Here is a 12,667-nt window from a genome sequence, read left to right on the forward strand (position 1 = left end):
GGTTTTCCCGATTTTGCTTCTGGTATTTCCGTTGTTTTTTCTGGGTGTTGCGCCGCCACCGTTTCGGATTTCGAAACGGTTTTTTTATGCCCAGTGCGTTCGTCGGCTGTCGCCCCGCCACCAATTTGTAGGGCATACCTTAAACGCTCCTACCCCCTACCCTACCCCCCTGAACACCAACACGCTCGCCCCCAACCGTGGTTGCTGCCGCTAATGCCTCAGCCCACACGCGAGTAGGTGGCTGCTCCATCATGGGTAGTAGCAGATAAGACTTCACCTTGTTCCTTTTTAGTTAGACAACCTCACTTTTCCTCAACTCCGGTATGGCACGTAAAGACCTGCTCGACATCGCATCCCTTCACCGTGAGGAAATCGAGTTTTTGCTCGACCAATCCACGTCCTTTAAAAAATTGTTCACCCAATCGGTGAAGAAAATTCCTGCCCTCGATGGCAAGTCCGTGCTCATGCTATTCTATGAGGCCAGCACCCGGACGCACTCCTCCTTCGAGGTGGCCGCCAAACGCCTCTCGGCGGAGGTAACGAATTTCAACGTCGACCACTCCTCTATCACCAAAGGCGAGTCGGTGCGCGAGACAATCGAGACGCTCCAGGCCATGCGCACCGACTACATCGTCGTCCGCCACAGTCACCCCGGCCTACCCGGCATGATTGCCCGCCAAACCACGGCCTCAGTTATCAACGCCGGCGACGGGGCGCACGAGCACCCCACCCAGGCCCTGCTGGACGCCTTCACCATTCGGGAAAAATTCTCCGACCCTCGGGGCAAAAAAGTCCTCATTATCGGCGATATCCTCCACTCCCGCGTTGCGCGCTCTACCAGCACCCTGCTGCAAAAGCTGGGCGTCGAAGTCGCTTACCTGGGCCCAGGCTCGCTGGTACCCAAATACGGCCCGGCAACCATCCCCCGCTTCACCGACTATGAAACGGCCATGGCCTGGGCGCCCGATGTGGTGTACCTGCTTCGCGTGCAGATGGAGCGCCAGGACGTGCAATTCTTCCCCAGCGTCCGCGAATACCACCGGGTTTACGGCATCACCACTGCCCGGCTGGCCGAAATCCGCGACCGGGGCCTCTACATCATGCACCCCGGCCCCGTGAACCGGGGGGTCGAGCTGTGCGACGCCGTGATGGATTACGAGCGCAGCCTCATCACCAACCAGGTCGAAAACGGCATCTCCATCCGCATGGCTGTGCTCGACTGGCTCACGCCGGGCGGAGAATTTCCGCGGCAGGAGTCGTATGCTGCGCAGCAGCGAGCTAGCTCGAAGCTAGTTATGCCCTAACCGCCAGACGCAACAGCTGACGCCACTTTTTAACTTACATCTTCAACAACCCTAGCCGGTTTACAGAAATTATCACTTCATGCTTCTCCTTCAAAACGCCCGCATCGCCTCCGAAAATTCACCTGTGCTGCTCGAGGGCGATGTCCTGATTGTCGAAGGAAAAATTCAGGACATCGGCAGCAACCTAGCCATTCCCGAGGGCGTGCGTGTCATCGACGCACGCGGCCGGGTGCTTATGCCAGGTATGTTTGATGCGCACGTTCATTTTCGTGCCCCAGGGTTTGAGAACAAGGAAACCATTACTACGGGGAGCGAGGCGGCCATCAATGGCGGTATTACCGGCGTGGTAATGATGCCGAACACCCGCCCGGCCATCGACTCAGCGACAGTAGTAGCCACTGTGCTGGAAAATGCCAAGCACCGGTCGCGCATTCCGGTGTACACCTCCGGCTGCGTCACCAAGAACCGCGAGGGTAAGGAACTGGCTGAAATTGAAGGTATGCACAGACTCGGGGTAACCATGCTCACCGACGACGGGGACACCACCAACGACCCGGCAGTGCTGCTGCGGGCCATGCAGTACGCCACCGAGTTTGGGATGTTTTTCGCCAGCCACTGCGAAGTACCCGAACTAGCCGGGCCGCGTGCCCTCAACGAAGGCGTGATGAGCTACCGGCTCGGCATCAAGGGCTCGCCGGCGTGCGCAGAGGAAATCATCATCGACCGCGACATTCGCCTGGCCCGGGCGGCGGGCGCGCACGTGCACATCCAGCACGTGTCGAGCAAACTGGGTATGGAAACCATCCGCTGGTGGAAATCGCGTGGCGATGTAAAGGTGACGGCCGAAGTGGCCCCGCACCACCTGCTGTTCACCGATGAGCACATCGGCGACTACGACACCAACTACAAGATGAACCCGCCGCTACGCACGCAGGCGGATTGCGATGCCCTACTCGAAGGGCTCATCGAGGGCGTCTTCGATCTGATTGCCACAGACCACGCGCCGCACACCCCGTTCGAAAAAGCCCAGGATTTCATCAGCGCGCCCAACGGCATCACCGGCCTGGAAACGGCACTGGTGTCGCTGTATCACTTCTTCGTGCGGCCCGAAAAATTTGGGTGGGACCTGGTAGTGAAGCGCTATTCGGCGGAGCCGCGCCGTCTGATGGGCCTGTCGGTACCCGCCATCGAAGTCGGCCAGGAAGCCAACTGCGTCCTGTTCGATACCGAAGCAGAAACGACCTTCACGCAGGAATTCATGAAGTCCAAATCTCAAAACACGCCCTTCATCGACCAGACGTTGAAAGGCCGAGTAGACCTGGTGATTTTGGGGACGGAAATTCTGCTGGAGCGCTGATAAGTAGAACGTCATGCTTGATCTGGCGTCCGCTTGGCGAAGCATCTCTACCGCTTCGTTACTCACATTTAGATGACGCAGTTGCATCCTCAAAATCACTACCTAGATGCGCCGCTCAGATTTACCTGAGCGTTGGAAAACAAGCTGCGAAATTACCTGACTGCAAAAGGGAGCAGCCCTGAAACACTCAGTGTTTCTAACTTCCCGGTTAGCAGCATAGTGCGCATTGAGTTTGAAGACGACTCCAAAGTTGAGTTCAGATATGCCTTCGCCATTGAAGCGCCTGAGTTCAAAGAAATAGCCGTTTTTACCGAACATTGCGGCCACCATCTGTTTCAGTTGCACGAGGGGATGACCCTTACAGCAGAGAAGCGGTAGAGATGCTTCGAATCCCCTCCGTTTCGCTTAGCACGACGACCAAATAATTTCGATGAATACACCTTCCTCCCCTAATACACCCAAGCCCCTAATTGGTGTGGTGATGGGTTCCAGCAGCGACTGGGACACCATGCAGCACGCCGTACAGATTCTCGCGCAGTTTGGCGTGGCCCACGAAGCGCGTGTAGTATCGGCCCACCGCATGCCCGACGACCTGTTTGCCTATGCCGAACAAGCTGGCCCGCGCGGCTTGCAGGCCATTATTGCCGGCGCAGGGGGAGCTGCCCACCTGCCAGGCATGCTAGCCGCTAAAACTACAGTGCCTGTGCTGGGGGTGCCGGTGGCCAGTCGGCATTTGCAGGGGGTCGACTCGCTGCACAGCATCGTGCAAATGCCCAAAGGCATACCCGTGGCCACGTTTGCCATTGGTACTGCCGGGGCGGCCAATGCCGCGCTATTCGCGGTTAGCCTGCTGGCCCTGCACGATCCGGACCTGGCGACCAAGCTACAGGCGTTTCGCGCCGACCAAACCGAAGCCGCTCGCGCTATGACGTTGCCAGTATGAGCGAGGGAACTGATATGACAACCATGCCTCCTGTTTTTCCAGGCAGCGTAGACGCTACGGGCCAGCGGGCTACCCTAGGTGTGCTGGGAGGTGGCCAACTGGGCCGGATGTTTGTGCACGCCGCCCAGCGCCTGGGCTACTTCACCGCCGTGCTGGAGCCCGACGCGCAAAGCCCGGCCGGGCTGGTGAGTCACCACCACATCCAGACTGGCTATGACGACCCGGCCGGGCTGGCGCAGTTGGCGCAGCTGTGCCAGGCCATCACCACCGAGTTTGAAAACGTGCCGGCCCAGGCCCTGCAAACGCTGGCGCAGACCCGCCCCGTGGCGCCGGGTGCGGCCGTGGTGGCCATTGCCCAAAACCGCATTGAGGAAAAGGCCCACTTCGCGGCCTGCGCTGACCTTTCGGGGGTGACCTGTGCGCCCTATGCAGTAATTGAAACGCCAGCCCAGCTACAAGCCGTCCAGAACGACCGGGCAGATTTGCTGCCCGGCATCCTGAAAACGGCGCGCATGGGCTACGACGGCAAAGGCCAGGTCCGCGTCAAGACTGCCGCTGAATTGGCTGCTGCCTGGGCGGAGCTGGGCAGCGTGGCCTGCGTGCTGGAAAAGATGCTGCCGCTCACCGCCGAGTGTTCGGTGCTGGTGGCGCGCGGCTGGGATGGGCAGGTCGTTAGCTTCGCCCCGCAGCGCAACGTGCACGTCGACGGCATTTTGGCCGTGACCCATGCCTACGAAGGCAACATGCCACCTGCCCTGGCCGATAAGGCCTGCGAGGCGGCCGTTTCCATCGCGCATCATCTCGGTTATGTCGGGGTGCTGTGCGTCGAGTTTTTTGTGGTGGAAGACGGCAGCGCGCACGGTGGCTTGGTGGTCAACGAAATGGCCCCGCGTCCACACAACAGCGGCCACTATACCATAGACGCCTGCGACGCGTCGCAGTTTGACTTGCAAGTGCATGCCATGGCGGGCTTGCCCTTGCCGCAGCCGCGTCAGCATTCTCCGGCCATTATGCTTAACCTGTTGGGCGACGTGTGGTTTGATGCCAGTGGTCAACTGCGAGAGCCAGATTGGCAATCCGTGCTGAGTTTGCCGGGTACGCACCTGCACCTGTACGGCAAGTCGGAAGCGCGTGTAGGCCGCAAGATGGGCCACCTGACCATCACCGGCCCAGATGTCGCCAGTGTTAAAACTGTGGCGCGCCGTGCTGCCAGTCTGCTCAGCTTGCCGGGGCTAGAAGATATCTAGGCACTATTGTCTGAACTTGACTAAGTCAACCGAAGGCCGCAGGTCTTGTTAACTTCTGTCCGTCATTTTTAGACCACCTCAACGTTTAGCCTACCCGCTCGGCAAGTCGGTAGTAATGATTGTGGACAGAGTCTGCTCAGAAAGCCAAAAACGAGTCACCTCTTATCGAGGTACTGCTCCTAGCGTTGCATTCTCCTATTAGAAAGTGCGGAGCAAGCAGGTTAAAAATAACAAGGGTCATCCTTCACTGCGAATAGGATGACCCTTGTTTTACTCTTCTGTCTTCACCTTCCTACCCCTATCTGTTGTAATAAGTAGGGCCAAGGCCGTGAGCGAAAGGCGCAAAATCCATTTCCGACTAATCATTGGCGTACGAAGAAGGAGTTGCCGTTCTCCACACGTAAGTCGCAGCGGCCGCCACCGTTATTCTCGGCGCAGCTGGTACCCGTAATCTGACTGTTTTCAAAGTCGAAATAGCAGGTACTACAGCCCACGCTGGTGATGATGTAGCGGGCCGCATTGGAGGTCATATACAAGGAGTTGTCGGAGGATGTTTGCAGCGGAATGGCCATAGCCTGGAACATACCGTTGCGCAGCCCTAACCCTACCACGTAGTACACGGCCTTATCCTTGGGCGTGTCCTGCACCTTTCGGATCGTGACGCGGTCTACCACCGTGCCGTCGCCGAACTGCCGGATGAACTCGGTGGCTAGCTGGGCGCGAGGCACCACGTACTCCACGTTATCGTCCTTGGTGCTGGCCCAGGCCACCAGCTTGCTTTTGGCCTCCGTCCGGCGGCGACGGGCAATATCCTCCTCTGGATTATCGGAAGGAGGCGTGCCAAATTCCGGGAAGCTACGCTTAGAGGTTTCGCAAGCCGGCAGCAGAAGCAAGCTCAGCAGTGCAACACTGACCAGACGTAGCGGCAAACGGAGGAAATGGGGCATAAATATCAGGTAGCTAATTAGCGGGCAGTGTAGTACTTCTGCGCTTCTGGCAATTCCCGCTGAATAGCCGCGATGCGCGTGCCATTGGAGGGGTGAGTGGACAGAAACTCCGGCGGCGCAGCTTGGTTCTCGCGGGCATCCATGCGCTGCCAGAACGTGATGGCACCTTGTGGGTTATAACCAGCCATCGCCATAAAGATAAGACCCAGATGGTCAGCTTCTGATTCTTGATTGCGCCCGTAGCGCAGAATGCCCAAGCTGGTTGAGAGGCCAAAGGCCTGTGCTGCCAACTGCTGGGCCGCAGGCGAACGGCCTGTGAGTGCCGCGCTAACTAGGCTACCCCCCACTTGTTGGGCCTGCTGCTGGCTCATGCGCTCAGAACCGTGCCGGGCTACGGCGTGGGCAATTTCGTGGCCCATTACTACGGCCAAGCCGTTTTCGTCCTGCGTGATGGGTAGGATACCAGTATACACCACCACCTTGCCACCGGGCATACACCAGGCGTTCTGCTGAGAATCGTCCTGAATCAGGTTGAATTCCCACTGATAGCCTGCTAGCTGTTCCGACTGGTTTTGCTGGCGAAAATACTGTTCTACAGCCTGCTGTATACGCTGGCCTACCCGCTTCACCATAGCAGCCTGCGCACCGCTATTGACTACTTTGCTGGTATCCAGCACTTGTCTGTACTGTTGCTGAGCCAGGTTAATTATCTCACTTTCAGGAACTAGACTGAGCTGACGACGACCCGTAATAGGAACCGTTGAGCAGGCGCTCAGCACACAGAGGCTGGCAACCGTTATAAACTTCTTGAGCATCTCGCGAGTGGTTTTGGAGGGAAAGAGAAAAAGGGACAAGCAGAAGTACCTACCCAACCGACCCCAGTTAACATCGGAGCGACTAGTACGTATCAACCTGTGGTGTGCTATACGACAGGCATTGGGTAAAATGTTCTCTTTCCGGGGTAACGAGCCCTTTTTGGGTTGCGCCCCGCGAAATAAGGGCTAATTTTGATGCTTTCCGTTGTGGTTTGCTGGCAGCGCTGGTACTACCGCCGCAGCCACCCGACGCCCTACCTACCAGACTTTTCTACTCGCATGAAAATACTGTGCATCGGCCGCAATTACGCCGACCATATTGCCGAGCTGCAAAACGAAACACCTTCCGAACCCGTCATCTTCGCCAAGCCCGACACGGCCTTGCTCCAGCGCGGGATGCCCTTCTTCTACCCCGACTTTTCGCAGGACGTGCACCACGAACTGGAACTGGTGCTGCGCATCAGCAAAAATGGCAAGAACATCGAGGAGAAATTTGCGCATACGTATTACGATGCCATCGGCCTGGGCATCGATTTCACGGCCCGCGACCTGCAAAGCAAGCTCAAAGCCAAGGGCCTACCCTGGGAGCTGGCCAAGGGTTTCGATGGCTCCGCGCCGCTGGGCACGGTGTTCAAACCAGTAGGCGACTTTGCCGATTTGAAAAACATCAACTTCCGGCTGGAAGTGAACGGCGAAGTGCGCCAACGGGGCAACTCCAGCCTGATGTTGCACCCCTTCGACGCCATCATCAGCTACATCTCCCGCTTCATCACCCTGAAAATCGGCGATTTGATTTTCACCGGCACGCCCAGCGGCGTGGGTCCCGTGAAAATCGGCGACCGGCTGGCGGGCTTCATCGAGCAGGAACGCGTGCTGGATGTAGCGGTTAAATAATTTTTTGTGCGGTTGGGAGTTTAAACGCTAAGGCTGGAACGAATTCCCCTCCTTTTTTAAGGTGGGGTGGTAGTAGTTGAACAATGAAGGCTGAAAGGCTATCTGTCATCCTGAGTGCAGCGAAGGACCTTATTATGTAACAACGACTCGTTCTGCGGGTATAAGGTCCTTCGTTGCACTCAGGATGACAACATAACTAATGCTCTCTCACCCTGGCTCCTTACACAAGGGGAACTAGCCTAAACTTAGCTCCCAACTCCCGTCTTCTAGATTTCCTTTCCGAATGCCTACTTCTTTTTCCGGCTGGCGGCTGGGCGCAACGGTGGCTACTCTGCTGCTGACGACGCTGGGCCTGCGACCGGTCCCTTTTGCCGGCGAGGTGCCAGCGCCTGCCGCAGACGCGCCTACCTCGGCCGCACCCGATTCTTCCTCGGTGGTGGTACCCAGCCGAATGTTTACGCCTGTAGAAGTGCCCAAAGGGTACTTTTTGTTTCCGATTAAACCCGGCAAGCCCAACTTTCTGGCGGCCAGCATGGGCGAAATTCGCCCCAACCACTTTCACGGCGGCCTCGATATCAAGACCGATGGCCGGGTGGATTTGCCAGTATATTCCTCCGCCGATGGCTACATTTCGCGCCTGAAGCAGAGTAGTTTTGGCTATGGTAATGTGCTCTACATCACCCACCCCAACGGGCTGACAACGGTGTACGGTCACCTCAACCGTTTCCTCGGCCCCGTAGCCGACACGCTGCTGCGGCGTCAGTACCAGAAGCAGACCTACGAGCTGGAGCTGTTTTTCGATAAAGACCAGATTCCGGTGAAGCGGGGGCAAATAGTGGCGCTATCGGGCAATACGGGCGGCTCGGGTGGGCCGCACGTGCATTGGGAGGTGCGCACGACCAAAGACGAGCAGCTGAACCCCTTGCAGTGGGGCGGCTTCCCCGAGATTCAGGACCACGTGCCGCCGAGCCTGCTTTCCTTCGCCGTGGAGCCGCTCACTATTGATGCCCGCGTGCAAGGACTGTTTGAAAAGCGCGTGTTCTTACCGAAAACGCCTACCCCCAACGCCCCTTACACCCACCCCGATACCATTCAGGCCTACGGTACGGTAGGACTGCTGCTGCAAGCCGTGGATCGGTTTGATGGGGTGTGGAACAAGTACGGCCTGCAACACGTGGCCGTGACCGTGAACGGCCAGCCCCTGTACGAGCACCGCATCGACGGCGTGCCCTTCACGGAGTCGCGCCAGATTTCCGACCACATCGACTACGATTGGCAAAAAATGACCGGCCGCACGCTGGAAAAGCTATTTGTGGACGACGGCAATACCATTCCGCTCTATACCACTGGCCCCGGCAAGGGCACGCTGCGGGTGGAAGACGGGCAGCTTTACACCGTGGAAATCCGCATGCGCGACTCCTACGGCAACACCACGCCCGTGTCGTTTGTGCTGCGCGGGCAGCAGCCGGCTTACTTCAAAACCCGCTCGGCGGCCGTGAAACAGCCCAGCCTGCGCTACGATATCACCCGGAATATCCTGAAAGTACTGGTAGCCGACCCCGACACGGCCACTCAGGTAGGCAACCTCACGCTCACGCGCGGTGCCCGGCGCTTGCAACTGCGCCCCAGCTACGTGCAGCAAAGCCAAAACGTGTACCTCTACGACCTGCGCGCCGGCCTGCCCGATTCCCTACTATTTGGGAAGGTGCACCGTGCCTTCAACCGGCAAGCTCTGGTGCCCAGCGGCCGCGACTGGACCTTTGCCGACGCTCACCTGAATTTGTCCTTTGCCCCACGCACGCTGTTCGACACGCTGTATCTGCAAACCAGCTACCAGCCACTGGCCGGCGGCACCTACACCGTGCAAAACCTGCGCACGCCCCTGCTGCAAGCCCTGCGCCTAACCTTGAAACCGGAGCAGGAAGTAACTGACAAAGCCCGCTCGGCGGTATACATGATCAACTCCAAAGGTGGCAAAATCTACCAGGGCGGCAAGTGGGCTGGCAACCAAATCACCACGCCCATCAAGACTTTCGGCATGTTTCGGGTGCTCACGGATACCATTGCCCCCTCGGCGCGGGTAATACGCAACACACCGGCCGGCCTCACCTTTGTGGTAGGCGACAACCTCTCGGGCCTGAGCAGCTACCGCTTGCTGGTGAACGGGCAATGGCGCCTGTTGCGCTACGAGTATAAAAACGCTACCCTGTTTACGGTGAAGGAAGATACGCTAGGCCCACCGTTGCACGGCACCGCTGAGCTGCACTTGGAAGACCAGGCCGGCAACAAAAAAGTGATTCCGGTGAAGCTGAAATAAGACCTTCGACCGACTCTTTCGCAGCATCGCCCGTAGAAAGAGCTTCTTTTGACCTCAACCAACCCCTGCTATGTCTGCACGCCGTCCGATTATTGTAGGAGCCGTGGCCACCACCGTGGCCGCTGTGGCTGCTTTGTACGCCAAATCGCGCCGCCACGCGCCGCTGCCTACCGTCCCCTACGTCGATTTGCCGCGCTACGCGGGTAAGTGGCATGAAATTGCCCGCCTGCCTGCTTCCTTCGAGAAAGACTGCACCAGCGTGACGGCCCAGTACACCATCCGCCCCGACGGCGACGTGACAGTAGTGAACACCTGCCACAAACACACGCCCACGGGCAAAGTAAAAAAGGCCGAAGGCCTTGCCACCGTAGCCGACCCTACCACCAACGCCAAGCTGAAAGTGCAGTTTTTCTGGCCCTTCAAAGGCGACTACTGGATTCTGGCCCTCGACTCCGATTATCGCTACGCCATGGTAGGCGAGCCCAGCCGCGAGAACCTGTGGCTGCTGAGCCGCACCCCGCAGCTGCCCGTCATCGTGCAGAACGAGCTGGTACAGCGTGGGCAGGAGCTGGGATTTCCCGTCGAAAAGCTGATTTTCACGCAGCAGGCCCCACCTGCGTTTTAGAGTAGGCAGTTGTTCAATTAATCTATCATCCTGGGCGCAGCGAAGGACCTTTTCACGTGAGAAGGTCCTTCGCCGCGCTTAGGATGACAGATGTTTTTCTTCGCAATTTCACAGCTTCACAAACTTACCACTTACCATTATGGCCTTACAAGCCGGCGATACCGCCCCTGCCTTCACCGCTACTGACCAAGATGGCAATACCGTTAGTCTCTCCGATTTCCGGGGGAAAAAAGTGGCGCTCTACTTCTACCCCAAAGACGATACTCCTGGCTGCACGGCCCAGGCCTGCAACCTACGTGACCACCAGGAGGAGCTAACCGCCAAAAACGTGCAGGTGCTCGGCGTAAGCACCGACAGCGAAGCCTCCCACAAAAAATTCGCCCTGAAATACGACCTACCCTTTCCCCTACTTGCCGATACCGACAAGCAGTTGGTGGAAGCCTACGGCGTGTGGCAGGAAAAGAGAAATTACGGCCGCGCCTACATGGGTATCGTGCGCACTACCTTCCTTATTGATGAAGAAGGTGTGATTGAGAAGGTTATCACGAAGGTAGATACCAAGAATCACACCGAGCAGCTGGCTTAGGCTACGCTTTTTGCAGATACCCTGAGTAGAAGTTGGTTTGGATAGTAGTCGGGTTACCGCTTACTCATTAACGTAATCACTACCTATGCGAACCGCTCTACTCCTGCTTCTTTTACTCCTGCCGAAAAGCTGGGTGTCTGCTTGTACCATCGTTTCGGGTACAGACCGGAAGGGCCAGACGTGGGCCATGAATAATGAAGACTTTTTCCATACGTCTTCCAATTATGTGAACGTCTTTCCGGCCAAAGACAAGTACACATTGGGCTACATCACCCTCACGTACGGCTCGCCGGAGAGTAGCGTGCAAGGGGGCGTGAACGAAGCAGGTCTCTTCTTTGATATCAACGCGTTGCCGCCACCGCAGCAGTACAAGCTAAGCGTCGGCAGAAAGCCATTTCCTCACGGCAACATGCTGGAATACATGCTTCAGCATTGTAAATCGGTACCAGAATTTCTGGCTTTGTGGGACACGTACTATTTACCCGACTTGGGAGACCAAATCCATATTGCCGATAAATATGGCAATCTGGCTGTTATTGCTCCTGATACTATCCTTCGGGCAACCAAGCAACTCACTTCCACGAATTTCAACGTGTGTGATACTGGTCCGCAAAAGCAGAATTGCTGGCGCTACCCTATTGCACAAAAATTGCTGGCGGAAGAAGGTGTCAGTCAGGCAAGCCTCGTCAAGATTGCGGCTGCTACGTCCCAACGTGAGTTTACAACTTCAGTTTACACGAACATTCACAACTTATCGACCGGAGAAATCTGGTTCTATCTAGCCGAAGAATACCAAACGCCCTGGCATACGAGTGTAGCCACTTTGCTGAAGCAAGGCAAACAACACATCCTGCTGGCTAGTAGATTTCCGCAAAATGCTAGCCGACGCCTTGCTGCTCTTTTGAAAACGAAGGGTACGCCGCAAGCAGTTGGTCGCTTTTTGCAAGACAGCCAATTCAGTGCGAGCCAAGAAGAATCGCAGTTGCGCCTAGCGTTTTTAAATGATTTCTATGTTGACAAGGAGTTTGCTAAAGCAAACGTCCTTTTTCCTCTGTGGGAGCAGTATATGTATACCAATAAGCGCTTGGACAGTACGGAAGTACAGTTTACGAAAGCAGAGGTATTAGCCGTCAATGGCAGAAATAAAGAAGCCATTCAGGTGTTGGAGGCGCTTAGAAAACCTAGTTGGAAAACCAGTGCGTTGCTGGCGAATCTTCGGGATACAGAAGAGGCCAACGCCATAATTGAACTAAGTGGATATGCAGAAGCGAAGTCCGTTGTTGTAGAGGTTAAAGGGGACTATAATTTTTTCCGATTCATGCAAAAGACGCCTACTGGTTGGCGGTTACGGCTGAAATCAAATCGAGAAGAAGTGAAGTATTGCTTTTACATTGATGGCAAACGAGTTTTAAGTCCTGCGCAGCCTGTATTACAGAATCAGGAAACGGTTAAAGGAGACTTCGCCTCTTTTAACACATTAAAGCTGTAAGCTGAACTCACAGGGGCAAACTTCTCACGTCCTATAGCATCCAAAGATTGCTGAGTTGCTATCACAAACGATTGTGTTATCAAAAACCGCATTAGCGACCTAAAATCGGCATTATTTAACCGTATTTGTAGCAAAGCAACCTG

At 56.4% G+C, this 12,667-nt stretch carries 12 protein-coding genes; 10 read left to right on the top strand and 2 right to left on the bottom strand.

Features of this window, described 5'->3' with window-relative positions; all coding sequences use genetic code 11:
• Positions 1-323 precede the first annotated feature (323 nt).
• The 5 genes from J4D97_RS07085 to J4D97_RS07105 all read left to right on the top strand — a co-directional run bounded on the left by J4D97_RS07085 (position 324) and on the right by J4D97_RS07105 (position 4,851).
• Positions 324-1,304 carry an aspartate carbamoyltransferase catalytic subunit gene (locus J4D97_RS07085; RefSeq protein WP_185284098.1) on the top strand — a complete coding sequence of 327 codons (981 nt, stop codon included), beginning with the start codon at positions 324-326 and terminating at the stop codon, positions 1,302-1,304.
• A 79-nt stretch (positions 1,305-1,383) separates the two neighbouring features.
• Positions 1,384-2,661, top strand: a complete 1,278-nt coding sequence (locus J4D97_RS07090) for a dihydroorotase (RefSeq protein WP_185284099.1) — start codon at positions 1,384-1,386, stop codon at positions 2,659-2,661.
• Between the two features lie 132 nt (positions 2,662-2,793).
• A complete protein-coding gene (locus J4D97_RS07095) occupies positions 2,794-3,039 on the top strand; it encodes a hypothetical protein (RefSeq protein ID WP_208306971.1) in 246 nt (81 codons plus the stop codon).
• Between the two features lie 52 nt (positions 3,040-3,091).
• Positions 3,092-3,604, top strand: coding sequence for a 5-(carboxyamino)imidazole ribonucleotide mutase (purE, locus tag J4D97_RS07100; RefSeq protein ID WP_208306972.1), 513 nt, complete (start codon positions 3,092-3,094; stop codon positions 3,602-3,604).
• 23 nt (positions 3,605-3,627) lie between these two features.
• Positions 3,628-4,851 carry a 5-(carboxyamino)imidazole ribonucleotide synthase gene (locus tag J4D97_RS07105; RefSeq protein ID WP_208306973.1) on the top strand — a complete coding sequence of 408 codons (1,224 nt, stop codon included), beginning with the start codon at positions 3,628-3,630 and terminating at the stop codon, positions 4,849-4,851.
• Between the two features lie 362 nt (positions 4,852-5,213).
• Here J4D97_RS07105 and J4D97_RS07110 read toward each other — a convergent pair whose 3' ends face one another.
• Together J4D97_RS07110 and J4D97_RS07115 are read right to left on the bottom strand one after the other, a co-directional pair.
• The gene (locus J4D97_RS07110) at positions 5,214-5,798 is read right to left on the bottom strand and encodes a hypothetical protein (RefSeq protein WP_185284102.1); all 585 of its coding nucleotides are present in this window, start codon (positions 5,796-5,798) and stop codon (positions 5,214-5,216) included.
• 17 nt (positions 5,799-5,815) lie between these two features.
• Complete coding sequence (locus J4D97_RS07115) at positions 5,816-6,652, bottom strand: M48 family metallopeptidase (RefSeq protein WP_347879329.1); 837 nt, start codon at positions 6,650-6,652, stop codon at positions 5,816-5,818.
• A gap of 240 nt (positions 6,653-6,892) precedes the next feature.
• Here J4D97_RS07115 and J4D97_RS07120 point away from each other — a divergent pair, with 240 nt between their 5' ends.
• From J4D97_RS07120 to J4D97_RS07140, 5 genes are all read left to right on the top strand, one after another.
• Positions 6,893-7,507 (top strand): fumarylacetoacetate hydrolase family protein, encoded by a 615-nt coding sequence (locus J4D97_RS07120; protein ID WP_185284103.1) that lies wholly within the window; start codon positions 6,893-6,895, stop codon positions 7,505-7,507.
• Positions 7,508-7,790: 283 nt separating this feature from the next.
• The gene (locus tag J4D97_RS07125; RefSeq protein WP_208306974.1) at positions 7,791-9,824 is read left to right on the top strand and encodes a M23 family metallopeptidase; all 2,034 of its coding nucleotides are present in this window, start codon (positions 7,791-7,793) and stop codon (positions 9,822-9,824) included.
• A gap of 70 nt (positions 9,825-9,894) precedes the next feature.
• A complete protein-coding gene (locus tag J4D97_RS07130; RefSeq protein ID WP_208306975.1) occupies positions 9,895-10,449 on the top strand; it encodes a lipocalin family protein in 555 nt (184 codons plus the stop codon).
• Between the two features lie 139 nt (positions 10,450-10,588).
• On the top strand, positions 10,589-11,035 hold the full coding sequence (gene bcp, locus J4D97_RS07135; protein WP_208306976.1) for a thioredoxin-dependent thiol peroxidase: 447 nt from the start codon (positions 10,589-10,591) through the stop codon (positions 11,033-11,035).
• 85 nt (positions 11,036-11,120) lie between these two features.
• Positions 11,121-12,524 (top strand): hypothetical protein, encoded by a 1,404-nt coding sequence (locus J4D97_RS07140; RefSeq protein WP_208306977.1) that lies wholly within the window; start codon positions 11,121-11,123, stop codon positions 12,522-12,524.
• Positions 12,525-12,667 lie beyond the last annotated feature (143 nt).

This window comes from Hymenobacter defluvii (assembly GCF_017589435.1).
Lineage (GTDB): Bacteria > Bacteroidota > Bacteroidia > Cytophagales > Hymenobacteraceae > Hymenobacter > Hymenobacter profundi.